Origin of the sequence: Klebsiella sp. YJ (assembly GCF_002108615.1) — a bacterium.
Taxonomy (GTDB): Bacteria; Pseudomonadota; Gammaproteobacteria; order Enterobacterales; family Enterobacteriaceae; genus Klebsiella; species Klebsiella planticola.
Map to the genome: position 1 here is coordinate 1 of NZ_MTEG01000036.1, position 26,178 is coordinate 26,178.

The following is a 26,178-nucleotide window of genomic DNA, read 5'->3' on the forward strand; positions in this document are numbered from 1 at the left end:
TCAGAGACTTGGTATTCATTTTTCGTCCGAGGACGTTAAGAATCCATGTCACTTTGAGTGCCCACACAGATTGTCTGATAAATTGTTAAAGAGCAGTGCGACGGCGCCGAGCGCTCTGTCGCGAGGTCCCGTATAATACGTTTTCCTCATTCAGAGTCAAGCGTTTATTTTCGCTTTTCTCCGTTGGCGTTCATCTCTGAACCCCGCTGACCCGGCGGCTTGCATGCCGTTGTTCCGTGTCAGTGGAGGCGCATTATAGGGGGTAATTCTGATGTGGCAAGTTTAAATTCAAATAAATGATTCGTTCGCTCACTTATTAAACAATCCTGCATCCGGACTTTAATTCTTGCCTGGTTTTTAAACAAAAACGAGCCCAGAGGGCCCGTTTTTGTCGTTTTGTGATTTACTGCACTGCCACTATATGGTCGTCTTTCACCACCAGCTGAACTTCTTTACCGGGGATCAGCTCGCCGGAAAGAATTTGCTGCGCCAGCGGGTTTTCGATCTGCTGCTGGATAGCGCGTTTTAACGGACGAGCGCCATACACCGGATCATAACCATTCGCACTCAGCAACTTCAGCGCTTCATCGGACATGTGGACTTCGTAGCCACGTTCTTCCAGACGTTTGTACAGACGCTGCAGCTGAATCTGAGCAATCGAAGCAATGTGTTTTTCACCCAGCGGGTGGAAGACCACGACTTCATCGATACGGTTGATGAATTCCGGGCGGAAGTTCTGACTGACCACACCCAGAATCAGATCTTTCATGTGACTGTAATCCAGTTCGCCGAAACGTTCCTGAATCAGATCCGAACCAAGGTTAGAGGTCATAATCACAACCGTATTACGGAAATCGACCGTTCTCCCCTGTCCATCGGTCAGACGACCGTCGTCCAGCACCTGCAACAGGATGTTAAACACATCCGGATGAGCCTTTTCTACTTCATCCAGCAGGATGACAGAGTAAGGACGACGACGTACCGCTTCCGTCAGATACCCGCCCTCTTCATAGCCGACATATCCCGGAGGCGCACCGACCAGACGCGATACGGAGTGTTTCTCCATAAACTCAGACATATCGATACGTACCATGGCATCATCGCTATCAAACATAAAGTTCGCCAGCGTTTTGCACAGCTCCGTTTTACCGACACCGGTTGGACCAAGGAACAGGAACGACCCGATTGGACGGTTAGGATCGGACAGCCCGGCCCGGCTACGGCGAATCGCGTTGGATACTGCTTCAACCGCTTCGTTCTGACCAATCACCCGACTGTGCAACTCCTGCTCCATACGCAGCAGTTTTTCACGCTCGCCTTCCATCATTCGCGCTACCGGAATACCGGTCCAGCGTGCCAGCACTTCGGCAATTTCCGCATCCGTCACTTTATTACGCAACAGACGCATCGTTTTACCTTCAGACTGTGTAGCCGCTGCCAGCTGTTTTTCCAGCTCCGGGATTTTGCCGTACTGCAGTTCAGACATCCTGGCCAGGTCGCCAACGCGTCGCGCCTGCTCGATGGCGATTTTTGCCTGTTCCAGCTCAGCTTTAATCGTCTGGGTTCCGGAGAGCGACGCTTTTTCCGCCTTCCACTCTTCTTCTAATACGGAATACTGACGTTCTTTATCCGCCAGCTCTTCATTCAGCATATCCAGACGTTTCAGACTGGCTTCATCGGCTTCTTTCTTCAGCGCCTGCTGTTCCAGCTTGAGCTGAATAATACGTCTGTCGAGTCGGTCGAGCTCCTCCGGCTTCGAGTCAATCTGCATACGGATGCTGGATGCCGCTTCATCGATCAGGTCGATAGCTTTATCCGGCAGCTGACGGTCAGCAATATAACGATGCGACAAGGTTGCCGCTGCGACGATCGCCGGGTCAGTGATCTGTACATGGTGGTGCAGCTCATAGCGCTCTTTCAGACCACGCAGGATCGCAATGGTATCTTCAACGCTTGGCTCAGCAACAAACACTTTCTGGAAACGACGCTCCAGCGCAGCATCTTTTTCAATATACTGACGATACTCATCGAGCGTGGTTGCGCCGACGCAGTGCAGCTCACCGCGCGCCAAAGCAGGTTTCAGCATGTTGCCGGCATCCATTGCGCCGTCCGCTTTCCCCGCCCCGACCATAGTGTGCAGTTCATCAATAAACAGAATGACGTTGCCTTCCTGTTTTGCCAGATCGTTCAGCACCCCTTTCAGGCGCTCTTCGAACTCACCGCGATACTTGGCCCCGGCCACCAGCGCCCCCATATCCAGCGCCAGAACCCGACGACCCTTCAGCCCTTCCGGTACTTCACCGTTGACAATACGCTGTGCCAGTCCTTCAACGATGGCGGTTTTACCAACGCCGGGCTCACCAATTAAAACCGGGTTATTTTTAGTTCGGCGCTGCAGAACCTGGATAGTACGGCGAATCTCTTCGTCACGGCCAATGACCGGATCCAGTTTGCCCTGTTCAGCACGTTCGGTCAGATCGACCGTAAATTTTTTCAATGCCTGACGTTGGTCTTCGGCACCCTGATCGTTCACGCTTTCACCTCCGCGCATTTGTTCAATCGCCTGAGCCACATTGGCGGTTGTTGCTCCGGCGGATTTTAAAAGGTCGGTCAGCGTACCGCGTGATTCAAGCGCCGCCAGAACGAACAGTTCTGACGAAATAAAATTGTCCTTCCTCTTTTGCGCCAGCTTGTCGCAAAGGTTCAGAATACGCACTAAATCCTGAGACGGCTGTACGTCACCGCCGGTGCCTTCCACCTGCGGTAAACGGCTCAGCGCCTGAGTGATATTGGTGCTTAACTCTCCGGCGTTAATGCCCGCAGAGGTTAATAAAGGACGTACCGATCCCCCTTCCTGATTCAGCAAGGCGCTCATTAAATGAAGAGGTTCGATGAATTGGTTGTCGTGCCCGAGTGCAAGCGACTGGGCATCGGCAAGAGCAAGCTGGAATTTATTGGTAAGACGATCCAGACGCATAACTCCTCCCATAACAGGTCAAATTTGCTACTGGAGATTAAATGAGGTCATCCCTCAATTATTCAAGGTTAAAGACCTGAACTATGCGAAAAATAAATTTGCCTTCTGGACCGTCTTGATTCGCCAGGTTATCTCAACCAGATAAAACTCGCCATACGGCCCGTAGTCTTATCGCGACGATAAGAGAAAAAATCATCCTTTTCGCTTAGCGTACAGCGATCGCCGCCGAAGATCTGCGTGACGCCAACATTGGCTAAACGCTGACGAGCCAGCCGATAGATATCAGCAAAATATTTCTCGCCGACGGGGCGGAAAGCCTCTTCCGCTTTCCCGTCCTTGACTATAAACGCATCCCGCACTTCCGGACCGACTTCAAAAGCCTCGGGACCGATCGCCGGGCCAAGCCAGGCCAGAATGTTTTTCGGCTTATCGGCGAAACATGCAACCGTCGCTTCCAGCACACCGTCGCATAATCCGCGCCAGCCGGCATGAGCAGCGGCAACTTCCGTCCCTGCGCGATTACAAAAAAGAACCGGCAGGCAGTCCGCCGTCATTACCGCGCACACCGTACCCGGTGTATTACAGTATGACGCATCCGCCCGTTTTGACTCATATGGCCCGCCGTCCAGGGTGAGCACCGCGGTGCCATGAACCTGCTCCAGCCATACCGGATATGACGGCAGCCCGCCAGCGGCAAACATGCGCCGACGGTTTTCTTCCACGTGCTGCAGATTGTCTCCGCAATGGGCGCCCAGATTGAGCGAATCGTACGGAGGCAGACTGACACCGCCAATACGCGTGGAGCTACAGGCAGCCACGCCTTCCGGCACGGCCCATTGCGGTACAATCAGTTTAGTCATAGCCAGTCAATATCGTCCTTGTGATCTTCATAATCTGCACGCATTGCCTCAATCAGATCAACCATATCCTGAGGAATTGGCGCATGCCATTCCATCTCGATACCGCTGATCGGGTGGTACAAGCGTAACATCGTCGCGTGCAGTGCCTGACGGTCAAACTTGCGCAGGGCGGTGATAAACGCTTCCGATGCACCTTTCGGCGGACGCGGGCGGCCGCCATAGACCTGATCGCCCACCAGCGGATGGGTGATGTGAGCCATATGCACACGAATCTGGTGAGTACGGCCGGTTTCCAGGCGCAGGCGCAGGCGCGTGTGAATACGGAAGTGCTCCATAATACGGTAATGCGTTACCGCCGGTTTCCCCATCGGGTGCACCGCCATATGCGTACGTTTCGTCGGGTGACGGCTGATAGGTTCTTCTACCGTACCACCCGATGTCATGTGACCAATTGCTACCGCTTCATACTCACGGGTGATTTCACGCAGCTGCAGCGACTCCACCAGACGAGTTTGTGCCGGGATGGTTTTCGCTACGACCATCAGACCGGTCGTATCTTTATCCAGACGGTGAACAATACCCGCGCGCGGTACGTCGGCAATCGGCGGATAATAGTGCAGCAGCGCATTCAGCACAGTACCGTCGGGGTTGCCCGCGCCTGGGTGAACAACCAGATCGCGCGGTTTATTGATCACGAGGATGTCATCATCTTCGTAGACGATATTGAGCGGAATATCCTGCGGTTCGAAGCGCACGTCTTCTTCGATTTCAACATCGATGGAGACGCTCTCTCCCCCTAAAACTTTTTCTTTCGGCTTGTCGCTGACAGCGCCGTTTACCAGCACTCGCTGGTCGAGGATCCATTCTTTTATGCGCGAACGCGAATAATCCGGGAACATTTCGGCCAAAGCCTGATCTAAGCGTTGACCGAGTTGATTTTCGGACACCGTTGCGGTGAGTTGTACTCGTTGTGCCATATACAGCTTCTTCGTTTAACGTTGGGTTTTACGGCTTTGCCGTTTAATATAGTGTGCTATTGTAGCTGGTCTTAATCGGGAGCAGGAACAGAGATTCTCCCGCATAAACATTTTGAGGAAGTCAAAACGTCATGACGCGCATGAAATACCTGGTGGCAGCGGCCACACTGAGCCTGGCTTTGGTGGGTTGCTCCGGCTCAAAGGAAGAGGTGCCTGATAATCCGCCGAATGAAATCTACGCGACCGCCCAGCAAAAGCTGCAGGACGGTAACTGGAAACAGGCAATAACGCAACTGGAAGCGTTGGATAACCGCTACCCGTTCGGTCCTTATTCCCAACAGGTACAGCTTGACCTGATTTATGCGTATTACAAAAATGCCGATCTGCCGCTGGCTCAGGCAGCCATCGACCGCTTCGTTCGTCTGAACCCTACGCATCCTAACATTGATTACGTCATTTATATGCGTGGTCTGACAAATATGGCGTTGGATGACAGTGCGCTGCAAGGATTCTTCGGGGTCGATCGCTCCGATCGCGACCCGCAGCACGCTCGCGATGCCTTCAACGACTTCTCCAAACTGGTACGCGGTTACCCGAACAGCCAGTATGCGACCGACGCCTACAAACGTATGGTGTTCCTGAAGGATCGCCTGGCGAAGTACGAGCTGTCAGTGGTTGATTACTACACCGACCGCGGCGCATGGGTTGCCGTCGTGAACCGTGTCGATGGTATGCTGCGCAGCTACCCGGATACTCAGGCGACTCGCGATGCGCTACCGAAAATGGAAAACGCCTACCGCCAGATGCAAATGAACGCTCAGGCAGACAAGGTGGCGAAAATTATCGCCGCTAACGGTAAAAACACCTGATCGTTTTTCAGATAAGCAAAACGGCAGCCATGAGCTGCCGTTTTTTATTGTTCAGGCGCCTGAGCTGAAGCGTTTTAGCGCCGAGTCATCCTATCAAATATGACTCCCTTTCCCCTTTCCGACAAGTAAAATCTCACCTGTTCCTGCCCTGCCTCACAAAATGAATTCGTTGACAAAAAGTGACATTAAAATGTGATATAGATCACACATCTTGACATTGGGAGAGGTATGCTGAGTTCACCAAGACGGGAAAGACAAGAGGTAAAATTTATGACAATGAACATTACCAGTAAACAAATGGAAATTACTCCGGCAATTCGCCAGCATGTCGCAGACCGTCTCGCCAAATTGGATAAATGGCAAACCCACTTAATCAACCCGCACATCATTCTCTCTAAGGAGCCGCAGGGTTTTGTCGCTGATGCAACCATCAATACGCCAAACGGGCATCTGGTCGCCAGCGGAAGAAGCGAAGATATGTACGTCGCAATCAACGAATTGATCAACAAGCTGGAACGGCAGCTGAATAAAGTGCAACACAAAGGGGAAGCCCGCCGCGCCGCAACATCGGTGAAAGAGGCAGGCTTTGTGGAAGAAGAAGAGTAATCCTTAACTTAATATTGTGTAACGCCACGCGCCTTCGGGCGCGTTTTTTATTGACAGGATGAAAACAGTACGGGTACTGTAATCTCAACTCAGCAAAGGAATTCATCGTGAAACGACTAGCGTTCTTCTTCGCATTCTTTTTTACCTTCCCCTGAACGGGAGGCGATTCGTCGTGTGATAAAGAATGCGAAGACGAACAACAAGGCCTCCCAAACGGGAGGCCTTTTTTATTGATAAATCAATAACAAGAAAGGCAACACATATGACCGAGGAAAACCCGTTACTGGCTCTGCGCGATAAGATCAGCGCACTGGATGAAAAACTGCTCGCGCTGCTGGCAGAACGCCGCGGACTGGCTGTAGAGGTCGGTAAAGCAAAGCTGGCATCGCACCGTCCGGTTCGTGATATCGACCGCGAGCGCGACCTGCTGGAGCGTCTGATAACGCTGGGGAAAAGCCACCATCTGGATGCCCACTACATCACCCGCCTGTTTCAGCTGATCATCGAGGATTCCGTTCTCACCCAGCAAACCCTGCTGCAACAGCATCTGAATAAAATCAATCCGCATTCAGCGCGCGTGGCTTTCCTGGGACCAAAAGGGTCATATTCACATCTGGCCGCCCGCCAGTACGCGGCGCGCCATTTCGAACAGTTCATTGAGAGCGGTTGCGCGAAATTTGCCGATATTTTTAACCAGGTGGAAACCGGCCAGGCCGACTACGCGGTCGTTCCTATCGAAAATACCAGCTCCGGTGGCATCAATGATGTCTACGATCTACTGCAGCATACCAGCCTGTCGATCGTCGGTGAGCTCACGATCCCAATCGATCACTGCGTTCTGGTCTCAGCTTCAACCGATCCGCAACACATTCAGACCGTATATAGCCACCCGCAGCCGTTCCAGCAGTGCAGCCAGTATCTGAGCCGTTACCCACACTGGAAAATTGAATACACCGAAAGCACCTCTGCGGCGATGGAAAAAGTGGCTCAGGCGAACTCACCGGGCGTAGCCGCGCTGGGTAGCGAAGCCGGTGGCGCACTGTACGGCCTGCAGGTTCTTGAACATTGCCAGGCAAATCAGACACAAAACATCACCCGTTTCCTGGTGTTGGCACGTAAAGCGGTGAATGTTTCCGAACAGGTACCGGCAAAGACCACGCTGCTCATGGCAACCGGCCAGCAGGCCGGTGCGCTGGTTGAAGCGCTGCTGGTGTTGCGCAATCACAACCTGATCATGACCAAGCTGGAATCTCGTCCGATTCACGGTAACCCGTGGGAAGAGATGTTTTATCTGGATATCCAGGCCAACCTGGAATCAATGCCGATGCGTAAGGCACTAAAAGAGCTGGCCGAGATTACTCGTTCCATGAAAGTTCTGGGTTGCTACCCAGGCGAAAACGTCGTGCCGGTCGATCCTATCTAACGCTCTGTAAATACGGGTTTCTTCATCCCTGCCACCGTCACCGGCAGGGTGAAGATAGCGCCGGAGAGCGGATATTTCTGGACTTCGTCGGCAGACATATTTTCGCGCGTGGTCGTAATGTACAACGTGCGCATATCCGCGCCGCCAAAACAGACCATTGTCGGGCAGCGCACCGGTAATCGATGTTCTTCCAGCTGTTCACCGGTCGGTGAAAAACGGGCGACACGCCAGCCATCGAACATTGCGCTCCAGTAGCAACCCTCTTCATCCACGGCCGCCCCGTCCGGGATACCTTCTCCCGGCTGAAAACGACGAAAGACTTCGCGTTTGCCGGGCTCGCCCTGCTCATCCAGCGGAGTGCGGTAGATAACGGCGTTTGGCGTATCCGAGGTGTACATCCAACGCTTGTCCGCGCTAAAGGCCAGACCGTTGGCGCCATGGATATCGCACTGAATCACCCGAGGAGTGAGATCGTGGTTGATGCGCATCAGCAGCGCGCCGTTATAATCTCCCGGCCCCCAGAATGTACCGGCATAAAAGCGCCCGTCGCGATCGGTGCCGCCATCGTTAAAGCGTGCCAGCTGCGGGTTGCTCGGATTATCACAAACTTTGCGCCGCAACAGGCCATGGGCATCGGTAAGCCAGATAGCGCTGCGTAGCGCCACAATGAAGCCCCCTTTCTCGCGCAGGGCAAAGCAGCCCACTTCTTCGGGAAACTGCAGAACCTGATGTTCGCCGCTGCGGATGTCGTAACGGTGAATTTCGCACTGCAGAATATCGGCCCAGTAGAGCGCCTGCTCGGCTTCACTCCAGGTCGGACATTCCGGCAGATGTCCTGCGTAATCAAACAGCGGTTGTGGTTCAGCCATCGTTTTCATCCCTATAAAAAAAGCCAGCGGGTTTCCCCTCTGGCTTTGATTATATATGGTTTTCCGTTACTGCCGGTTATCATTCGCCTGACGCAGCAGCGTCCGACTTTCGCTCTGGAAGCGCTGGGCATAATCGCCAAACCAGTGCTCTACTTTGCGGAAGCTGTCGATAAACGCCTGTTTATCCCCCTGCTCCAGCAGGCCAATCGCTTCACCAAAGCGCTGGTAGTAGCGTTTAATCAGCGCCAGATTGTTTTCCGACGACATAATAATGTCGGCATACAGCTGCGGATCCTGCGCAAACAGGCGGCCAACCATCGCCAGCTCAAGGCGGTAGATCGGCGATGACAACGCCAGCAGCTGTTCCAGGCGAACGTTTTCTTCCGCCAGATGCAGGCCATAGGCAAAGGTCGCAAAGTGACGTAGCGCCTGAATAAAAGCCATATTCTGGTCGTGTTCAACGGCGCTGATACGGTGCAGACGGGCGCCCCAGACCTGAATTTGCTCGAGGAACCACTGATAGGCTTCCGGCTGACGACCATCGCAGTAAACCACCACCTGCTTCGCCAGGCTGCCGCTGTCCGGCCCGAACATCGGGTGCAGACCCAGTACCGGACCACGGTGCGCGGCCAGCATCGCCTGTAAAGGTTCCGCTTTCACCGACGCCAGGTCGACCAGGATACAGTCCGCCGGTAACGGCGGCAGCTGACCAATCGTATCGACCGTGGCATGGATAGGCACGCTGACGATGACCATTCCGGCATCAGCAACAATGTCCGCTGCCCGCGCCCAGTCGTCTTTCTCCAGGATGCGTACCTGGTAGCCTGAAAGCGTCAGCATTTTCTCAAACAGGCGCCCCATCTGCCCACCACCGCCGACAATCACGACCGGGCGCAGATTCGGACACAGCGTTTTGAAGCCTTTATCATTCTCGCTGGAATATGACTCGCGCATGACGCGACGCAGCACGTCCTCGATAAGATCGGGTGGAACGCCCAGCGCCGACGCCTCTTCCCGTCGGGAAGCCAGCATCGCAGCTTCCCGTTCCGGGACGTAAATCGGCAGCCCATACTGGCTTTTGACCTCTCCGACTTCCGCTACCAGCTCCAGGCGCTTAGCCAGTAGCCCCAGCAGCGCCTTATCGACTTCATCAATTTGATCGCGTAACGCGGTCAGTTCAGCAACCATACTATCCTCTTACCCCAGACGAGCCGCCAGATGACCGCGCAGATCTTGATCCAGTTCGCGGAGCAGTGCATCAGTCGTTTCCCAGCTGATGCAGGCATCGGTGACGGATACGCCGTATTTCATATCACAACGCGGCTGCTCAGAAGACTGATTACCTTCGTGGATATTACTTTCGATCATCAGGCCAATGATGGAACGATTACCATCTTTAATCTGTGCGACGACGGATTCCGCAACCGCAGGCTGGCGGCGGTAGTCTTTATTAGAATTCCCATGGCTGCAATCTACCATCAGTGACGGTTTCAGTCCCGCCTGAGCCATCTCTTTTTCGCACTTCTCGACATCTTCCGGGCCGTAGTTTGGGGCTTTACCGCCGCGCAGAATAACGTGGCCGTTCGGATTGCCCTGAGTTTGCAGCAGACAAACCTGGCCGGCCTGGTTAATCCCGACGAAACGGTGCGGCATCGCTGCGGCACGCATCGCGTTAATTGCCGTCGACAGGCTACCGTCGGTACCGTTTTTAAAGCCAACCGGCATTGACAGACCTGACGCCATTTCACGGTGAGTCTGGGATTCGGTCGTACGTGCGCCGATAGCGGACCAGCTAAACAGATCGCCGAGGTACTGCGGGCTGTTTGGATCCAGCGCTTCCGTTGCCAGCGGTAACCCCATATTCACCAGCTCTACCAGCAAACGACGCGCAATCTTCAGACCGCCTTCAACATCAAATGAGCCATCCATATGCGGATCGTTAATCAACCCTTTCCAGCCCACGGTAGTACGAGGTTTTTCAAAATAGACGCGCATGACCAGGTAGAGGCTATCGCTGACCTCTTCGGCAAGTGCTTTAAAACGATGAGCGTATTCAATTGCCGCCTCTGGATCGTGGATCGAGCAAGGTCCACACACCACCAGCAGACGCGGATCGCGGCCGGCAATAATGTCAGATATCGTCTGACGGGACTGCGCAATTTGCGCTTCTTGTTCGAGGCTCAGCGGGAATTCAGCTTTCAGCTGATCCGGCGTGATCAGAACCTGTTCGTCGGTAATATGTACGTTATTCAGCGCGTCTTTTTGCATGATTGCGATCCTGTGTAGCTCGTTTGCGATAGTGGGTTCCTCGGTGAGGAGTGACGTAACGATACCACACAAAGTAAAGATTTCAATCCATAATACGTAAATTTTACTTTACACCAGCAAATTAAATGGCTATTTATTCCGCCACAAGTGTAAAGATATTGGTACAATACGATATTTCACCCTGCCGACACTCACCTTTCCCCCACCTTCGTTTACGAAAAATCCTGGGCAGAATTATCTCAAAGGAAAGGGGGCGGTTAATGACGCTCCCCACCAACAATGGTATCCTGCGCCCGGGCATCAGCGATCTGCAATTCATGCACCCCGACGAACCTGACGGATCCGTTAATGAAAGAGTCTCACCGTCTTTTTTTTATTTTTTTGTTATTTATCGTGGGCCATCCCGCTTTTGCCGCTGACGCGCCTAAAAATGTTCGGGCTATTGTTTCGGGTATTGTCACCTATACCCGCTGGCCAGCATTATCTGGCCCGCCCAGGTTGTGTATCTTTTCTACCTCGCGTTATACCTACAGCCTGGCTCAGGAACAACCTGAGGCTTTACCGTACAAACCGGTCATTGTGCGTAATACCGAAGAAGCGTTGAATACGGTCTGTGATGGATTTTATTTTGGCAGCGAATCGCCCTCTCAACAGGCGAAGCTCACCGCAGAATACCCATCACGTCCCCTGTTACTCATTGCGGAACAAAATAGCGAGTGTGCAATTGGCAGTGCTTTTTGCCTGATCATAAATGACAAAAGGGTCAGATTCTCCGTGAATCTGGATGTCCTGACACACAGCGGTGTGCGGGTTAATCCAGACGTACTGATGCTTGCCCGGAACAATGCACATGAATAAGGATTTCTCTCAGGCTCCGCGCCCCACCTTTAAACGAGCACTACGCCGTATCAGCGTGATAAGCGTGGTGATCTCTATGACCCTGGTCTGGCTATTGCTGAGTACCGCATCAGTCTTTACGTTAAAACAGTATGCGCAGAAGAATCTGGCGCTGACGGCCGCCACAATGAGCCGTAGTCTTGAAGCCGCGCTGGTTTTCGATGACAGCGCTGCGGCAGAAGAGACGCTGGCCACGCTCGGCAGGCAGGGGCAGTTTTCAGAAGCGCTGGTGCTGGATAACCAGCAAAATCACTTCGCCGTCTGGCGTAATACGGACCTGGTTCGGCAGGAGAAATTCAGCGGGATCATCAGCAAATGGCTGTTTCCTGAACCAACAACCCAGCCAATCTGGCATTTGGGGAAGGTCGTCGGCGAACTTCGGCTGACGGCGCTGGACAGCCTGATAAGCCACTTCCTCGGCATATCTATCATCGTTTTGACTGGCAGTATTCTGCTGGCCTCATTTATCGCCTTATTGCTGACGCATTCTCTGCACCACGGTATCGTCACCGCCTTACAAAGCATTACCGAAGTGGTCCATGATATCCGGGAAAACCGCCACTTCTCCCGCCGGGTCCCTGAAGAGCGCATCGAGGAGTTCCATCTGTTTGCCCAGGACTTTAATAGCCTGTTGGGTGAAATGGAGGACTGGCAGCAGCAGCTGCAGGCTAAAAATGCCCAGCTGTTACGCACGTCGTTACATGATCCCCTCACCGGGCTGGCCAATCGCGCGGCGTTTCGCAACGTCATCAGTACATTAATGAAAGATGAGGCTGCCCGACGCAGTTCGGCATTACTCTTTCTTGATGGCGATAATTTTAAGCTGATTAATGATAACTGGGGTCATGCAACGGGAGACAAGGTCCTCATCGAAGTCGCCAGCCGGCTGATGAATTTTGTCAGCAAGCACCATCAGGCCTGGCGTTTAGGCGGGGACGAATTCGCGATCTTGTTGCGTGACGTTCACTCAGAGGCGGAAGTAAAGACGCTCTGCGCATCGTTATCCAGCCAGTTTCTTGAGCCGTTTAATCTGCATAACGGCCATACTGCGACCCTGTCGCTCAGCATCGGCTATGCGCTGGCCTGGGAACATGCGTCAGCGGAGAACCTGCAGGAGTTCGCCGATCAAAATATGTATCGGATGAAACACCGGCGTATTCCGCAAGTACAAAAATAAAAGGAACCACAATGCTCAGGAAATATTTTACTCCCGCGCTGATGGCCGCGGTTTTACTCACCGGCTGTCAGGCCCCGCAAGGGAAATTCTCTCAGGAACAGGTTGCCGCCATGAAGTCTTACGGCTTTACGGAAAGTGATGGCGACTGGTCGCTGGGTTTGTCCGACAGCATCCTGTTTGATAAAAACGACTACCATCTGCGCAGCGACAGCCAGGCGCAAATCCAGAAAATGGCCTCTCGTCTGGCTGCTACCGGGATTACGCACGCTCGGTTAGACGGACACACCGATAACTACGGTAAAGACAGCTATAACGAAATGCTGTCGCTTAAACGCGCCGATATCGTCGCGGATGACTGGGCGAAGGGAGCCAATATCCCGCGCAGCAATTTAACGACCCGTGGATTAGGTAAAAAATATCCGATCGCCAGCAACGATACGGCGAAAGGACGTGCTGAAAACCGCCGCGTTACGGTGGTCATCAGCACGCCGTAGGCACTTAGTCGACCGACTTCGCGAGCAAGACGGCCGTTGCCGCCCGCCAGCGTAGATAGTCAATGACCAGTCCTGCCGCGAGGCTGGCGCCCATTAACGGTAGCGCCAGCCCCAACATCACTGCAATCGCCAGCGTGAGCGCGCGGGCGGGCCATCCCAGGTTGAACCACGCCTGAATCAGGGTATTCGCCGGGTTAAACGCCGCATGAGCCGGCCGCCGGATCCACCACAGACGATATCCCACCACAATCATCACGCACAACGCGATCCCAAACGCAATCAGCAGCAGCTGATTGGCAAGACCAAACAGAATCCCCATATGGAAATCCACGCCCCAGCGGGTCAGCTTCGCCATTAACGGGAAATCGGCAAAGCGGGTGCGATCAACAACCTGCATACTCTCCCCGTCAACTGCCACCGCGTCCACCTGCGTTGGCCAGCTTCGGTCAATTTCATTGACCGTCCACGCACGCCCCGCCGCTGCCGGAGGTCGGATTTCCAGCTTGCTGGCATTGAGACCCGCCGCACGCGCGATTGTCAGCACCCGATCAAACTGTTCGCCTTTCGCCGCCGGCGCCGCATCGGCCATATGCCCCATATGATGTTCGGCATGCGGATCATGCGGCATCGGCATTGCGCTATGCAGCTGCGTATTCACCTGCGGGGTCAGCCAGCCGAATGCCGCGCGCATTTTATCCACATTGCCACCGGCCCACTGCGACCAGGTCAGCCCGGTGGCGGAGAAGAGCAGCATACCTGCCAGTAGCACCCAGCCGAGAGAAACATGCAGACGACGGCTATTCTGCATACGATTATTGATCCGCTTGCGGGGACGAGTCATCGCCCAGAGGACAATGCCACCGAGTGCCGCAACCCACATCCATGATGCAGCCAGCTCGCTATAAAGCCGGCCGCTATCCCCGAGCAGCAATGATTTATGGGCGTAATCGATCCACTGGCGCAACGGTAAAATTCCGCTGGTACCATAGACCGTCATATCGCCCTTCACTTTCAGCGTTACCGGGTCGATAAAGATCGCCCGGGACTCAGACTCTCCCAACTGCGGATCGGAAAACATCACCCGCGTGGTCTCCCCGGCCTTAATAGCCGGGCGCACCGCCTGTAAACGAAGATTCCCCTGAGTCGTCTCTTCCGCGACCATCAGCTGGGCGCTAAGCGGCTGACGATCGCCGTTCAGCGAACCATGAAGGGCATCCTGATAGAGCCAGTTCTCCAGCTGTGGAGTGGCCACGTACAGCGTCCCGGTAAGGGCCGCCACGAAGATAAACGGCCCGATAAACAGACCAATATAAAAATGGAGACGTCGCAGCAGGTTCAGCCATGCCGCGCGTGAGGTGCAGGTAGTCATACTTTTCCTTTCTGAAAGCAAAAAGAGAACGTAGCGCTGTGCGCATTGTTATTTTAGAAAGCAGAAAAAGCAGACCGACGCGGCGGGGCGCGGGTTTCGGGGTACAGCCAGGGGAAGAAATGCCGGCGCTTGAGCACCAGACAGGGGAAAAGCACGCGCACGCGGCGCAGGATAACGGAGATAAGCAGCGCCAGCGCAAAGAGCAGCCCCGGTACGTGAGCCAGCAGCACGCAGTAGCCACAGGCCTCCGCATGGTCGAGCGGCATCGTGTGCGTCGACTGGGGCGCAGGAGAGACCGCCGGGTGGGACATCGCCTGCTCATGCGGCATATCCGCCATCATCATCGCATGATGCATGCCGGGCATAGCGCTCATCGGATCTTTTTGCAGTGACACCGAGATCAGCGGCGCAACCACAATCAGCAGGATCGAAAACAGCGCCAGCCATGCGGCTCGCCGTATAAACGCTGATTGTAGAGAAAGTTTGCTGACCACCGCCCCTCCGAAATGAGAGCGATATTGTAAATGATTTACATCAGAATGGTTAAATTGAAGATAAAAAAAGGGCCGGCCCAACGGGCCAGCCCTTTTCATCAGGATGTCGCGAAAGCGAATCTTAGTTAAGACGCTCTTTGATACGAGCAGACTTACCGGTACGCTCACGCAGGTAGTACAGTTTAGCTTTACGTACAGCACCACGACGTTTAACAGCAATGCTGTCAACTACCGGAGAGTGAGTCTGGAAGACACGCTCAACGCCTTCGCCGTTGGAAATTTTACGAACAGTGAATGCAGAGTGCAGACCGCGGTTACGAATAGCGATAACCACGCCCTCGAATGCCTGCAGACGTTTTTTGGAACCTTCAACAACCCATACTTTCACTTCCACGGTATCACCCGGACGGAAGGAAGGTACGTCCTGCTTCATCTGTTCTTGTTCAAGTTGCTTAATAATGTTGCTCATAATTTAATCTCTTATCCTGGGTAAACTGATATTGGGGGCTTACGCCATCCCATCATGTTTATGCTGCTGTTTTGCGTGTTCAGTTTTGAACTCCGCCAGCAACTTTGCTTGCTCTTCAGTCAGAGCCAGGTTTTCCAAAAGTTCAGGTCTTCTAAGCCAGGTACGGCCCAGCGACTGTTTCAAACGCCAGCGACGAATCTCAGCATGGTTTCCCGACAGCAAAACTGGCGGTACTTCCATCTCTTCTAACACTTCAGGACGGGTATAGTGTGGACAGTCCAGCAATCCATCGGCAAAGGAATCTTCCGTTGCCGATGCCTCATGACCCAGAACCCCCGGAATAAACCGGGAAACGGAGTCAATCAGCGTCATGGCTGGTAACTCACCACCGCTGAGGACGTAATCACCGATTGACCATTCTTCGTCAATTTCGGTCTGGATTACGCGCTCATCTATGCCTTCATAGCGACCGCACACCAGAATCAGTTTCTGATTCGTTGCCAGTTCGCTGACGCCCGCTTGATCAAGCTTGCGTCCCTGAGGTGACAGATAAATCACCTTTGCGCCTTCACCTGCCGCGGCTTTTGCTGTGTGAATGGCATCCCGTAAGGGTTGCACCATCATTAGCATCCCCGGTCCGCCGCCGTAAGGACGATCGTCCACGGTACGGTGCCGGTCATGAGCAAAGTCACGAGGACTCCAGCTCTGGATGCTCAGCAGGCCATTTTTTACTGCCCGGCCAGTTACCCCGTAATCGGTAATTGCGCGGAACATTTCAGGAAACAGGCTAATTATGCCAATCCACATAGCGCCGTCTTTTACCGTTTATCCGGAGAATTTAAAAACCAGGATCCCAGTCTACTTCGATGGTACGAGTAGCGAGATCGACTTTCTTGATAACCTGCCCATCGAGGAACGGAACCAGCCGCTCCTTGATACCAAATGCATCTTTCAGGTTTGCCTTAATGACGAGAACGTCATTTGACCCGGTTTCCATCATGTCGATGACTTTACCAAGGCCATAGCCTTCTGTGGTTACTACCTGGCAGCCCATCAGGTCTTTCCAGTAATAGTCACCCTCTTCGAGCTTCGGCAGCTGCGAGGAATCCACGACAATTTCGCAATTAGTCAGCAGATTCGCAGCATCACGATCGTCAATGCCTTTCAGCTTAATAACGATGTCCTGATTATGGTGGCGCCAGCTTTCCAGCTCAACGACCTGCCACTGACCCGCCTTCTGGATTAACCAGGGCTGATAGTCAAAAATGCTTTCGGCGTCTTCGGTGGAGGAAAACACTCTGAGCCAACCACGGATACCGTAGGAAGAACCCATCTTGCCCAATACGATCGGATCAACAGGTGCTTGTGCGGTGTGTTGCTTGCTCATCATGACCACCGTGACAGATTAAGCTGCTTTGTTTGCTGCTTTGATCAGCGCTGCAACGCGATCGGAAACGGTAGCGCCCTGGCCAACCCAGTGAGCGATACGATCCAGATCCAGACGCGTTTCTTCTTCGTTCGCAGAAGCGATCGGGTTGAAGAAACCAACGCGCTCGATGAAGCGACCGTTGCGTGCATTACGGCTGTCGGTGACAACAACCTGGTAGAACGGACGCTTTTTAGCGCCGTGACGAGCTAAACGAATAGTTACCATAACATCCTCTTGTGTGAATAGAACACCCGGGCCCCATCGAGGAACGGAGCCCGGGTGTCATATTAAAAGCCCGAAAATTTTACTGATTTCTGGGGAAATTGCAATCAGCATATGCTGCGCATAGGCTAAATAGGGCAAATAAGCTCGCCAGATATCATCGACCGCCCGGGAACCCTGGCGGCATCATCCCTTTCATCCCACGCATCATCTTCATCATGCCGCCTTTCGACTTCATCTTCTTCATCATGCGCTGCATATCGTCAAACTGCTTGAGCAGACGGTTCACGTCCTGCACCTGCATCCCGCAGCCGGCGGCGATACGACGCTTACGTGAACCTTTAATGATTTCCGGCTTAGCGCGCTCTTTCAGGGTCATCGAGTTGATGATCGCTTCCATCCGCACCAGCACTTTGTCGTCCATCTGCGATTTAACGTTATCCGGGATCTGCCCCATACCCGGCAGTTTGCCCATCAGGCTGGCCATGCCGCCCATGTTCTTCATCTGCCGCAGCTGCTCGAGGAAGTCGGTCAGGTCAAAGCCATCGCCCTTCTTCAGCTTGGAGGCCAGTTTCTCAGCCTGCGCGCGGTCAACCTTGCTCTCGATATCTTCGATCAGCGACAGCACGTCGCCCATGCCGAGAATACGGGAAGCAATACGATCCGGGTGGAATGGCTCCAGCGCTTCGGTCTTTTCGCCGACGCCGAGGAACTTAATCGGCTTACCGGTGATGTGACGAATCGACAGCGCGGCACCGCCGCGGGCGTCGCCGTCCACTTTGGTCAACACCACGCCGGTCAGCGGTAGCGCTTCGTTAAACGCCTTGGCGGTATTTGCGGCATCCTGACCGGTCATCGCATCAACGACGAACAGCGTTTCTACCGGATTAAGAGAAGCGTGGACCTGTTTGATTTCGTCCATCATCGCTTCATCAACGTGCAGACGACCGGCGGTATCCACCAGCAGCACGTCGTAGAACTTCAGCTTCGCTTCTTTCAGCGCGGCGTTAACGATATCGATCGGCTTCTGGCCCACATCGGACGGGAAGAAATCAACGTTAACCTGCTCAGCCAGCGTTTCCAGCTGTTTAATCGCCGCCGGGCGATAAACGTCCGCGGAGACCACCAGCACTTTCTTCTTGTGCTTCTCACGCAGGAATTTACCCAGCTTGGCGACGCTGGTAGTTTTACCCGCCCCCTGCAGACCCGCCATCAGCACGACGGCCGGCGGCTGAGCGGCTAAATCCAGCGCCTGGTTCTCTTCGCCCATCGCCGCAACCAGCTCGTTACGTACGATTTTGACAAACTCCTGACCCGGGGTCAGGCTTTTGTTCACTTCATGACCCACCGCGCTCTCTTTGACGCGGCTGATGAAGTCACGAACGACCGGCAGCGCGACGTCCGCCTCCAGCAGCGCCATGCGGACTTCACGCAGGGTGTCTTTAATATTGTCTTCGGTAAGGCGTCCGCGGCCGCTAATGTTGCGCAGCGAACGCGACAAACGATCGGTTAAATTATCAAACATTGTCTCTCGCCTGAGGTGGAAACTGTCGGTCGCAGCAGCGACACGAAAACACGGATTTGGCGCAGTATAACACGACATGAAGCGCGATGTGATGCAACGGTTGGAGCAGACGTCGCGTGACGCTATACTGCTTCTCTTTCTTATTTAGTCAACAGTCGACACCCATATGCCTGTTTTTGCTCTGCTCGCGCTTGTCGCCTATTCCATCAGCCTTGCGCTGATCATCCCTGGCCTGTTGCAAAAAAACAGCAGCTGGCGGCGGATGGCGATTCTTTCCGCAACTATTGCGTTGATTTGTCATGCTTTTGCGCTGGAGTCACGTATTTTCCCCGGCGGCGAGAGCGGACAGAATCTCAGTTTATTAAACGTCGGTTCGCTGGTCAGTCTGATGATCTGTACCGTGATGACTATCGTCGCGTCGCGTAACCGCGGCTGGCTGCTGCTGCCTATCGTCTACGCATTTGCGTTGATAAACCTGGCTTTCGCCACTTTCGTGCCGAACGAATACATCACCCACCTGGAAACCACGCCGGGAATGCTGGTGCACATCGGCCTGTCGCTCTTCTCTTACGCAACGCTGATTATTGCCGCGCTGTATGCGCTCCAGCTGGCATGGATCGATTATCAGCTGAAGAACAAAAAGCTGGCCTTCAGCCATGAAATGCCGCCGCTGATGAGTATCGAGCGTAAAATGTTTCATATTACGCAGGTCGGCGTGGTCCTGCTGACGCTGACGCTGTGCACCGGTTTGTTTTATATGCATAACCTGTTTAGCACGGAAAATATCGATAAGGCCGTGCTGTCGATCGTTGCGTGGTTCGTCTATATCGTTCTGTTATGGGGCCACTATCATGAAGGATGGCGCGGTCGTCGGGTCGTCTGGTTTAACGTCACCGGCGCCGGCCTGCTGACGCTGGCTTACTTTGGCAGCCGCGTGCTTCAACAGTTTATTAGTTAACCCCGAACACCCGCCTGTCCCGGTAGGTGCCATCATTGCAGAAAGCCTGAAGACTGGCGCGATCAGCGCCAGCAGGCTCATAAAATAGCCTACCGGGCCAGGCGTTAAGGAGTCCCCCCTGGAACACATATCTACCACCACGCTGATCGTGACGCTGATTATCATGGTGATTATCTCTGCCTATTTCTCTGGTTCTGAAACCGGGATGATGACCCTGAACCGCTATCGACTGCGGCATATGGCGAAACAAGGCAACCGCCAGGCAAAGCGCGTAGAAAAGCTGCTGCGTAAACCCGACCGCTTAATCAGCCTGGTGCTGATTGGCAATAACCTCGTCAACATCCTCGCCTCCGCGCTGGGGACGATTGTCGGTATGCGTCTGTATGGCGATGCCGGGGTGGCCATTGCCACCGGCGTGCTGACCTTCGTGGTCCTGGTTTTTGCCGAGGTCCTGCCTAAAACCATCGCGGCGCTGTATCCGGAAAAGGTCGCCTACCCGAGCAGCTTCTTACTGGCGCCACTACAGGTGCTGATGATGCCGCTGGTCTGGCTGCTGAACACCATCACCCGCCTCCTGATGCGCATGATGGGCATCAAAACCGATATCATCGTCAGCGGCGCGCTGAGCAAAGATGAGCTGCGCACCATCGTGAACGAGTCGCGCACCCAAATCTCCCGCCGTAACCAGGACATGCTGCTGTCGGTGTTGGATCTCGAAAAGGTCAGCGTCGATGACATCATGGTCCCGCGCAATGAAATTATCGGTATTGATATTAACGACGACTGGAAATCGATCGTTCGCCAGCTGACCCACTCTCCTCACGGACGCATCGTGCTGTATCGCGGCTCGCTGGACGACGCCATCAGCATGCTGCGCGTACGTGAAGCCTATCGCCTGATGACCGAGAAAAAAGAGTTCACTAAAGAGGTGATGCTGCGCGCCGCCGACGAAATTTACTTCGTGCCGGAAGGAACGCCGCTCAGCACGCAGCTGGTGAAGTTCCAGCGCAATAAGAAGAAAGTAGGCCTGGTGGTCGATGAGTACGGTGATATCCAGGGGCTGGTGACGGTAGAAGATATTCTCGAAGAGATTGTCGGTGACTTCACCACCTCAATGTCGCCGACGCTGGCTGAAGAGGTCACGCCGTTAACTGACGGAACCGTCATCATCGATGGCAGCGCCAACGTGCGTGAAATCAATAAAGCGTTTAACTGGCATCTGCCGGAAGATGAGGCCCGAACGGTTAACGGGATTATTCTGGAGGCACTGGAAGAGATCCCGGTTCCCGGCACGCGCGTGCGCATCGAGCAATATGATATCGATATTCTCGACGTCCAGGACAACATGATTAAGCAGGTGAAGGTCAAGCCGGTGAAGCCCCTTCGTGAAAGCGCCGCCGAGTAATCGACAGGCCTGAGGCAGAGACGGTGGACCCTGGGTTCGCCGTTTTTTTTGCCCGCCACTCTCCAGGCAACAAAACCGCGGGGCGATAAAAAAACGGCCGCCCTCAGGCGGCCGTTGGAGGCGAATTATTTCGCTTTCGCCACGGTGACCATCGCTGCGCGAATGGTACGACCGTTCAGGGTATAACCCTTTTGCATCACGCCCAGCACGTTGCCAGCCGCCACATCGTCAGACTCAACCATGGCGATGGCCTGGTGCACGTTAGGATCCAGCGGCACATTGGTATCGGCAATCACTTCCACACCGAATTTGCGTACGACATCCAGCATCGACTTCAGCGTCAGCTCGATACCTTCAACCATGGAAGCCATGTCCGGATTGGCTTTATCGGCCACTTCCAGCGCGCGGTCCAGGCTGTCGATTACCGGCAGCAGTTCGTTAACGAACTTCTCCAGAGCAAATTTGTGCGCTTTTTCCACGTCCAGCTCGGTACGACGACGCAGGTTTTCCATTTCCGCTTTTATGCGCAGGACACCATCGCGTTCACGAGTCTGAGCTTCAGCCAGCTGCGCTTCCAGATTCGCAATTTTTTCATCGCGCGGATCCACCTGCTCAGCAGAAACTTCAGGCTCAACCGCCTCAACGTTCTCGTGCTGTTCCGTGATAATTTCTTCCGGGGCTTGCCCGTCAGGCGTTTTCTGTTCTTTACTACTCATGAATTTCTCCGCGTTTTTTTTCGCATTCATCTCGCTAACTTCGCTTATTATGGGGATCCGTTTCCGGGTTTCAAGGGAAGCTGTCAGATTGTCATCATTCATTTAACGCAAGGACATCCAGAACATGAAGAACCATTTCAAGTGTATAGGCATTGTGGGACACCCTCGTCACCCAACCGCGCTGACCACACATGAAATGCTCTGGCGCTGGCTCTCCGGCAAAGGCTACGAGGTTCTGGTCGAACAACAGATTGCCCATGAGCTTCAGCTTAGCAACGTCAAAACGGGCACGCTGGCGGAAATTGGTCAGCAGGCGGATCTGGCGGTAGTGGTGGGCGGCGACGGCAACATGCTCGGCGCAGCGCGAACGCTGGCACGTTATGATATCAACGTCATCGGCATTAACCGCGGCAACCTCGGTTTTCTGACCGATCTTGACCCGGATAACGCCCTACAGCAGCTCGCCGACGTACTGGAAGGCCACTACATTTCGGAAAAACGTTTTTTGCTGGAAGCCCAGGTCTGCCAGCAAGATTGCCAGAAGCGCATCAGTACCGCGATTAATGAAGTGGTCCTGCATCCGGGCAAAGTTGCGCATATGATTGAGTTCGAAGTGTATATCGATGAGGTATTTGCCTTCTCCCAGCGTTCTGACGGCCTGATTATCTCCACGCCGACGGGTTCCACCGCCTATTCATTATCCGCCGGCGGCCCCATCCTGACCCCCTCCCTGGATGCCATTACCCTGGTCCCTATGTTCCCGCATACCCTCTCGGCGCGTCCGCTGGTGATTAACGGTGACAGCACCATTCGCCTGCGTTTTTCCCAGCGCTGCAGCGATCTGGAGATCAGTTGCGACAGCCAGATAGCGCTGCCGATTCAGGATGGCGAGGATGTCCTTATCCACCGCTGCGATTATCATCTGAACCTCATTCATCCAAAAGATTACAGCTATTTCAATACATTGAGCACCAAACTCGGCTGGTCGAAAAAATTGTTCTGATTTTAGCAGCTGCCTCTTTACTGGATAAAAAACCAGTCTATACTGTACGAAAACACAGTAATGGTTTTTCATACAGGAAGGCAGCTATGCTGGCGCAACTCACCATCAGTAACTTTGCTATCGTTCGTGAACTGGAAATCGATTTTCACAGCGGAATGACCGCGATCACCGGGGAAACCGGTGCAGGGAAATCTATTGCCATTGATGCGCTAGGGCTGTGCCTTGGCGGAAGAGCCGAAGCAGACATGGTGCGAAGAGGCGCCAGCCGCGCAGACCTGTGCGCCCGCTTCGCCTTAAAAGATACTCCGGCGGCGCAGCGCTGGCTGGAGGAGAACCAGCTGGAAAGCGGACGTGAGTGTTTACTTCGCCGCGTCATCAGTACCGACGGGCGCTCCCGCGGTTTTATTAACGGTACCGCCGTCCCGCTTTCTCAGCTTCGTGAGCTCGGCCAGCTGCTTATCCAGATTCACGGCCAGCATGCGCACCAGCTGCTGACCCGACCTGAACATCAGAAAACCCTGCTCGATGGCTACACCGGTGAGTATGCGCTTACTCAGCGTATGGCTGAACACTATCGTCAGTGGCATCAAAGCTGCCGCGAGCTGGCTCAGCATCAGCAGCAGAGCCAGGAACGCGCTGCCCGCGCCGATCTGCTGCAATATCAGCTGAAAGAATTAAATGAGTTCAATCCACAGCCGGGCGAGTTCGAACAAATCGATGAAGAGTACAAACGCCTGGCCAACAGCGGCCAGCTGCTGACCACCTGTCAGCACGCGCTGACGGTGCTCGCAGACGGCGAAGAAGCCAACCTGCAAAGCCAGCTCTACACCGCCAGGCAACTGGTGACTGAGCTCGTCGGGATGGACAGCAAACTCTCGGGGGTGCTGGATATGCTTGAAGAGGCGGCGATTCAGCTCAGCGAAGCCAGCGACGAACTGCGTCACTATAGCGACCGTCTGGATCTCGACCCGAATCGTCTGTTCGAGCTGGAGCAGCGCATCTCTCGTCAGATAGCCCTGGCGCGTAAGCATCAGATCACCCCGGAAGAGCTCCCCGCATTTTATCAGGGCCTGCTGGAAGAGCAGCGGCTGCTCGACGACAGCGCGGGCTCGCTGGAATCCCTTAGCCAGACCGTGGTAGAACACCATCAGCTGGCGCTAGAGACTGCTCAGCAGCTGCACGCTCTGCGGCAAAGCAGCGCGGCAGAGCTGGCGCAGTTAATCACCGAGAGTATGCGCTCACTTTCCATGCCTCACGGGGTATTTGCCATCGAGGTTGCCTTTGATGAGCGTCATCTCACCGCCGAAGGGGCCGACCGTATCGAGTTTCGCGTCACGACGAACCCGGGGCAGCCGCTTCAGCCCATTGCTAAAGTCGCCTCCGGTGGCGAACTGTCGCGTATTGCGTTGGCCATTCAGGTCATTACTGCGCGGAAGATGGAAACGCCGGCCCTGATTTTCGATGAGGTAGATGTCGGTATCAGCGGCCCGACGGCGGCAGTCGTAGGCAAACTGCTGCGTCAGCTGGGCGAATCTACCCAGGTCATGTGCGTCACTCACCTGCCGCAGGTTGCCGGCTGTGGCCATCATCATTTCTTCGTCTGCAAAGAGACCGACGGCGAGATGACGGAAACCCATATGCACCCGCTCGACAAACGGGCGCGACTGCAGGAACTGGCCCGTCTGCTGGGCGGTAGCGAAGTCACCCGTAACACGCTGGCAAACGCGAAAGAGTTGCTCGCGGCGTAAACTTTTTGATTTTCGCAGAGTCATAGTGAACAGCAAATTGCCGTAAGACCTGCAGTCGAAGGTTTCCAACTGGGCAAAGGTCTATTATTATCGGCATATTACAGATGAGCCACGTACTGCTCGGGCCCGAAAAGGAATAAAATCACTATGCGCTGTAAAACGCTGACTGCTGCCGCAGCGGTTCTTCTCATGTTGACCGCAGGCTGTTCCACTCTGGAACGAGTGGTTTACCGTCCTGATATCAACCAGGGTAACTATCTGGCACCCAACGATGTAGCAAAAATTCGTGTCGGCATGACGCAACAGCAGGTTGCTTATGCGCTGGGTACCCCAATGATGTCGGATCCGTTTGGTACCAACACCTGGTTCTATGTTTTCCGTCAGCAGCCTGGGCATGAAAAAATCACCCAGCAGACGCTAACGCTGACCTTCAACAGTAGCGGCGTGTTAACCAACATTGATAACAAACCGGCTCTGACCAACGAGTAATGCGGTAAGCACCTTGCTGCAAAAAGACAAAAAGCGCTCACTGAGCGCTTTTTTTATCCCGTTCGCCGCTATTTCCCGGCGTTTTTCTCCGCGCGCTGACGACGCAGCTCTTTCGGATCGGCAATCAGCGGACGGTAGATTTCCACCCGATCGCCATCATGCACCACATCATGCAGCTTAACCGGGCGACTGTATATTCCGACCTTGTTCTTCGCCAGATCGATATCGCCGCGCAGCGCCAGCAGGCCACTGGCAATAATCGCCTGTTCGACCGTGGCGCCCTCTTCAAGCTTTACGCTTTGCAGGTACTGCTTCTCCGGCAGAGCATAGGCAACTTCCACCACGATGTTAGCCGACACGATAAACCTCTTTGGCCCTGGCCGTGAAAGCCTGCACCATATTTAACGCCAGCTCTTTGAAGATGCGACCAAACGCCATCTCAATCAGCATGTTGGTGAATTCAAAATCAAGATGAAACTCAATTTTGCAGGCATCCGAGCTCAGCGGGATAAACTTCCAGCCGCCAATCAGCTTTTTAAACGGGCCATCGACCAGACTCATTAAAATGCTCTGGTTACTGGTAAGGGTATTGCGTGTCGTAAAGGTCTTACTGATGCCAGCTTTGGACACATCAACCGCCGCCATCATCTGCGTCGGCCCAGACTCCAGCACACGGCTCCCGGTGCAGCCCGGCAAAAAATCAGGATAGGACTTCACGTCATTTACGAGTTGATACATCTGTTCCACACTGAAGGGCACCAGCGCAGTACGGCTAATCTGAGGCATAGCAAGTTCCACATTTATACACGTCGCAAATAATATCATTTATCTGCCGCTAAAAAAAACGCTGTGCCGCAACTCGTGCTAAGATAGCGCATTACACCTCGCAGGATGGATTGAGGTACTGTGTTCCCGTTTAGCAATGACTTCAGGA

Annotated in this window: 28 protein-coding genes and 1 other annotated feature; of the genes, 12 read left to right on the top strand and 16 right to left on the bottom strand. The window is 54.0% G+C overall.

The features are described from left to right. Positions 1–403: 403 nt before the first annotated feature. The 3 genes from clpB to rluD all read right to left on the bottom strand — a co-directional run bounded on the left by clpB (position 404) and on the right by rluD (position 4,814). Entirely contained in the window at positions 404–2,977 is a 2,574-nt protein-coding gene (gene clpB / locus BV390_RS26555) for an ATP-dependent chaperone ClpB (protein WP_085397510.1), read from the bottom strand. A gap of 128 nt (positions 2,978–3,105) precedes the next feature. Next, positions 3,106–3,837: a purine nucleoside phosphorylase YfiH gene (gene yfiH / locus BV390_RS26560; RefSeq protein ID WP_085397511.1), complete on the bottom strand. Its 732-nt coding sequence runs from the start codon at positions 3,835–3,837 to the stop codon at positions 3,106–3,108. Then, positions 3,834–4,814, bottom strand: coding sequence for a 23S rRNA pseudouridine(1911/1915/1917) synthase RluD (gene rluD, locus BV390_RS26565; protein ID WP_032686452.1), 981 nt, complete (start codon positions 4,812–4,814; stop codon positions 3,834–3,836). The genes yfiH and rluD overlap by 4 nt, the downstream gene beginning before the upstream one ends. Before the next feature lie 131 nt (positions 4,815–4,945). On the opposite strand from rluD, the gene bamD reads away from it, so the two are divergent. From bamD to pheA, 4 genes are all read left to right on the top strand, one after another. After that, entirely contained in the window at positions 4,946–5,683 is a 738-nt protein-coding gene (gene bamD / locus BV390_RS26570; protein ID WP_004866513.1) for an outer membrane protein assembly factor BamD, read from the top strand. A gap of 270 nt (positions 5,684–5,953) precedes the next feature. Further along, positions 5,954–6,289 (top strand): ribosome-associated translation inhibitor RaiA, encoded by a 336-nt coding sequence (gene raiA, locus BV390_RS26575; RefSeq protein ID WP_004866516.1) that lies wholly within the window; start codon positions 5,954–5,956, stop codon positions 6,287–6,289. A gap of 106 nt (positions 6,290–6,395) precedes the next feature. Next, positions 6,396–6,520, top strand: a sequence feature (Phe leader region). Further along, entirely contained in the window at positions 6,397–6,444 is a 48-nt protein-coding gene (pheL, locus tag BV390_RS31335) for a pheA operon leader peptide PheL (protein WP_193312497.1), read from the top strand. (Overlaps the previous feature by 48 nt.) A gap of 31 nt (positions 6,521–6,551) precedes the next feature. Then, complete coding sequence (pheA, locus tag BV390_RS26580; protein ID WP_004866518.1) at positions 6,552–7,712, top strand: bifunctional chorismate mutase/prephenate dehydratase; 1,161 nt, start codon at positions 6,552–6,554, stop codon at positions 7,710–7,712. Here the strand turns inward: pheA and BV390_RS26585 are convergent. From BV390_RS26585 to aroF, 3 genes are all read right to left on the bottom strand, one after another. Continuing rightward, complete coding sequence (locus BV390_RS26585) at positions 7,709–8,581, bottom strand: SMP-30/gluconolactonase/LRE family protein (protein ID WP_047665382.1); 873 nt, start codon at positions 8,579–8,581, stop codon at positions 7,709–7,711. The two genes, pheA and BV390_RS26585, sit on opposite strands and share 4 nt — an antisense overlap. Positions 8,582–8,647: 66 nt before the next feature. After that, positions 8,648–9,769, bottom strand: a complete 1,122-nt coding sequence (gene tyrA, locus BV390_RS26590) for a bifunctional chorismate mutase/prephenate dehydrogenase (RefSeq protein WP_032696867.1) — start codon at positions 9,767–9,769, stop codon at positions 8,648–8,650. 9 nt (positions 9,770–9,778) lie between these two features. Then, a complete protein-coding gene (gene aroF, locus BV390_RS26595; RefSeq protein ID WP_004866527.1) occupies positions 9,779–10,849 on the bottom strand; it encodes a 3-deoxy-7-phosphoheptulonate synthase AroF in 1,071 nt (356 codons plus the stop codon). A 348-nt stretch (positions 10,850–11,197) separates the two neighbouring features. On the opposite strand from aroF, the gene yfiR reads away from it, so the two are divergent. From yfiR to BV390_RS26610, 3 genes are read left to right on the top strand one after another with little or no spacing between them, the layout of a single operon-like run. Then, positions 11,198–11,707 (top strand): regulatory sequestration protein YfiR, encoded by a 510-nt coding sequence (gene yfiR / locus BV390_RS26600; protein ID WP_032686450.1) that lies wholly within the window; start codon positions 11,198–11,200, stop codon positions 11,705–11,707. Next, positions 11,700–12,923 (top strand): diguanylate cyclase DgcN/YfiN, encoded by a 1,224-nt coding sequence (gene dgcN, locus BV390_RS26605; protein ID WP_032686449.1) that lies wholly within the window; start codon positions 11,700–11,702, stop codon positions 12,921–12,923. Before yfiR ends, dgcN begins: the two co-directional genes overlap by 8 nt. Before the next feature lie 11 nt (positions 12,924–12,934). Then, a complete protein-coding gene (locus BV390_RS26610; protein WP_085397512.1) occupies positions 12,935–13,417 on the top strand; it encodes an OmpA family protein in 483 nt (160 codons plus the stop codon). Between the two features lie 4 nt (positions 13,418–13,421). Here the strand turns inward: BV390_RS26610 and BV390_RS26615 are convergent, their stop codons facing one another. From BV390_RS26615 to ffh, 7 genes are all read right to left on the bottom strand, one after another. After that, positions 13,422–14,786 carry a PepSY-associated TM helix domain-containing protein gene (locus tag BV390_RS26615; protein ID WP_032699005.1) on the bottom strand — a complete coding sequence of 455 codons (1,365 nt, stop codon included), beginning with the start codon at positions 14,784–14,786 and terminating at the stop codon, positions 13,422–13,424. Between the two features lie 53 nt (positions 14,787–14,839). Then, positions 14,840–15,280 (bottom strand): DUF2946 domain-containing protein, encoded by a 441-nt coding sequence (locus BV390_RS26620; protein ID WP_032686446.1) that lies wholly within the window; start codon positions 15,278–15,280, stop codon positions 14,840–14,842. A gap of 121 nt (positions 15,281–15,401) precedes the next feature. Then, entirely contained in the window at positions 15,402–15,749 is a 348-nt protein-coding gene (rplS, locus tag BV390_RS26625) for a 50S ribosomal protein L19 (RefSeq protein WP_002914145.1), read from the bottom strand. A 39-nt stretch (positions 15,750–15,788) separates the two neighbouring features. After that, a complete protein-coding gene (gene trmD, locus BV390_RS26630; protein WP_004866546.1) occupies positions 15,789–16,556 on the bottom strand; it encodes a tRNA (guanosine(37)-N1)-methyltransferase TrmD in 768 nt (255 codons plus the stop codon). A gap of 31 nt (positions 16,557–16,587) precedes the next feature. Continuing rightward, the gene (gene rimM / locus BV390_RS26635) at positions 16,588–17,136 is read right to left on the bottom strand and encodes a ribosome maturation factor RimM (RefSeq protein WP_004866548.1); all 549 of its coding nucleotides are present in this window, start codon (positions 17,134–17,136) and stop codon (positions 16,588–16,590) included. A gap of 18 nt (positions 17,137–17,154) precedes the next feature. Then, the gene (gene rpsP, locus BV390_RS26640; protein WP_004866550.1) at positions 17,155–17,403 is read right to left on the bottom strand and encodes a 30S ribosomal protein S16; all 249 of its coding nucleotides are present in this window, start codon (positions 17,401–17,403) and stop codon (positions 17,155–17,157) included. Between the two features lie 154 nt (positions 17,404–17,557). Then, positions 17,558–18,925, bottom strand: a complete 1,368-nt coding sequence (gene ffh, locus BV390_RS26645; protein ID WP_032686445.1) for a signal recognition particle protein — start codon at positions 18,923–18,925, stop codon at positions 17,558–17,560. Between the two features lie 166 nt (positions 18,926–19,091). On the opposite strand from ffh, the gene BV390_RS26650 reads away from it, so the two are divergent. Together BV390_RS26650 and BV390_RS26655 are read left to right on the top strand one after the other, a co-directional pair. Further along, complete coding sequence (locus BV390_RS26650) at positions 19,092–19,883, top strand: cytochrome C assembly family protein (protein ID WP_004866556.1); 792 nt, start codon at positions 19,092–19,094, stop codon at positions 19,881–19,883. A gap of 118 nt (positions 19,884–20,001) precedes the next feature. Then, a complete protein-coding gene (locus BV390_RS26655) occupies positions 20,002–21,288 on the top strand; it encodes an HlyC/CorC family transporter (RefSeq protein ID WP_032686444.1) in 1,287 nt (428 codons plus the stop codon). Between the two features lie 125 nt (positions 21,289–21,413). On the opposite strand, the gene grpE is transcribed toward BV390_RS26655, so the two are convergent. After that, positions 21,414–22,004, bottom strand: a complete 591-nt coding sequence (gene grpE, locus BV390_RS26660) for a nucleotide exchange factor GrpE (protein ID WP_004866563.1) — start codon at positions 22,002–22,004, stop codon at positions 21,414–21,416. Positions 22,005–22,128: 124 nt separating this feature from the next. Between grpE and nadK the strand changes: the two genes are divergently transcribed. The 3 genes from nadK (at position 22,129) to bamE (ending at position 25,244) form a co-directional block, all read left to right on the top strand. Continuing rightward, positions 22,129–23,007, top strand: a complete 879-nt coding sequence (gene nadK, locus BV390_RS26665; RefSeq protein ID WP_004866566.1) for an NAD(+) kinase — start codon at positions 22,129–22,131, stop codon at positions 23,005–23,007. 86 nt (positions 23,008–23,093) lie between these two features. After that, positions 23,094–24,755, top strand: a complete 1,662-nt coding sequence (gene recN, locus BV390_RS26670) for a DNA repair protein RecN (protein WP_032686441.1) — start codon at positions 23,094–23,096, stop codon at positions 24,753–24,755. Between the two features lie 147 nt (positions 24,756–24,902). Beyond that, entirely contained in the window at positions 24,903–25,244 is a 342-nt protein-coding gene (gene bamE / locus BV390_RS26675) for an outer membrane protein assembly factor BamE (RefSeq protein WP_004866572.1), read from the top strand. A gap of 68 nt (positions 25,245–25,312) precedes the next feature. Here bamE and BV390_RS26680 read toward each other — a convergent pair whose 3' ends face one another. Beyond that, positions 25,313–25,603, bottom strand: coding sequence for an RnfH family protein (locus BV390_RS26680; RefSeq protein ID WP_032686440.1), 291 nt, complete (start codon positions 25,601–25,603; stop codon positions 25,313–25,315). After that, positions 25,593–26,030, bottom strand: a complete 438-nt coding sequence (locus BV390_RS26685; RefSeq protein WP_004866577.1) for a type II toxin-antitoxin system RatA family toxin — start codon at positions 26,028–26,030, stop codon at positions 25,593–25,595. Before BV390_RS26685 ends, BV390_RS26680 begins: the two co-directional genes overlap by 11 nt. Between the last annotated feature and the right edge of the window lie 148 nt (positions 26,031–26,178).

Coding starts and splice junctions, on each gene's coding strand:
- clpB (WP_085397510.1), bottom strand. CDS start 2,977: ATGCGTCTGGATCGTCTTACCAATAAATTCCAGCTTGCTCTTGCCGAT.
- yfiH (WP_085397511.1), bottom strand. CDS start 3,837: ATGACTAAACTGATTGTACCGCAATGGGCCGTGCCGGAAGGCGTGGCT.
- rluD (WP_032686452.1), bottom strand. CDS start 4,814: ATGGCACAACGAGTACAACTCACCGCAACGGTGTCCGAAAATCAACTC.
- bamD (WP_004866513.1), top strand. CDS start 4,946: ATGACGCGCATGAAATACCTGGTGGCAGCGGCCACACTGAGCCTGGCT.
- raiA (WP_004866516.1), top strand. CDS start 5,954: ATGACAATGAACATTACCAGTAAACAAATGGAAATTACTCCGGCAATT.
- pheA (WP_004866518.1), top strand. CDS start 6,552: ATGACCGAGGAAAACCCGTTACTGGCTCTGCGCGATAAGATCAGCGCA.
- BV390_RS26585 (WP_047665382.1), bottom strand. CDS start 8,581: ATGGCTGAACCACAACCGCTGTTTGATTACGCAGGACATCTGCCGGAA.
- tyrA (WP_032696867.1), bottom strand. CDS start 9,769: ATGGTTGCTGAACTGACCGCGTTACGCGATCAAATTGATGAAGTCGAT.
- aroF (WP_004866527.1), bottom strand. CDS start 10,849: ATGCAAAAAGACGCGCTGAATAACGTACATATTACCGACGAACAGGTT.
- yfiR (WP_032686450.1), top strand. CDS start 11,198: ATGAAAGAGTCTCACCGTCTTTTTTTTATTTTTTTGTTATTTATCGTG.
- dgcN (WP_032686449.1), top strand. CDS start 11,700: ATGAATAAGGATTTCTCTCAGGCTCCGCGCCCCACCTTTAAACGAGCA.
- BV390_RS26610 (WP_085397512.1), top strand. CDS start 12,935: ATGCTCAGGAAATATTTTACTCCCGCGCTGATGGCCGCGGTTTTACTC.
- BV390_RS26615 (WP_032699005.1), bottom strand. CDS start 14,786: ATGACTACCTGCACCTCACGCGCGGCATGGCTGAACCTGCTGCGACGT.
- rplS (WP_002914145.1), bottom strand. CDS start 15,749: ATGAGCAACATTATTAAGCAACTTGAACAAGAACAGATGAAGCAGGAC.
- trmD (WP_004866546.1), bottom strand. CDS start 16,556: ATGTGGATTGGCATAATTAGCCTGTTTCCTGAAATGTTCCGCGCAATT.
- rimM (WP_004866548.1), bottom strand. CDS start 17,136: ATGAGCAAGCAACACACCGCACAAGCACCTGTTGATCCGATCGTATTG.
- rpsP (WP_004866550.1), bottom strand. CDS start 17,403: ATGGTAACTATTCGTTTAGCTCGTCACGGCGCTAAAAAGCGTCCGTTC.
- ffh (WP_032686445.1), bottom strand. CDS start 18,925: ATGTTTGATAATTTAACCGATCGTTTGTCGCGTTCGCTGCGCAACATT.
- BV390_RS26650 (WP_004866556.1), top strand. CDS start 19,092: ATGCCTGTTTTTGCTCTGCTCGCGCTTGTCGCCTATTCCATCAGCCTT.
- grpE (WP_004866563.1), bottom strand. CDS start 22,004: ATGAGTAGTAAAGAACAGAAAACGCCTGACGGGCAAGCCCCGGAAGAA.
- nadK (WP_004866566.1), top strand. CDS start 22,129: ATGAAGAACCATTTCAAGTGTATAGGCATTGTGGGACACCCTCGTCAC.
- recN (WP_032686441.1), top strand. CDS start 23,094: ATGCTGGCGCAACTCACCATCAGTAACTTTGCTATCGTTCGTGAACTG.
- bamE (WP_004866572.1), top strand. CDS start 24,903: ATGCGCTGTAAAACGCTGACTGCTGCCGCAGCGGTTCTTCTCATGTTG.
- BV390_RS26685 (WP_004866577.1), bottom strand. CDS start 26,030: ATGCCTCAGATTAGCCGTACTGCGCTGGTGCCCTTCAGTGTGGAACAG.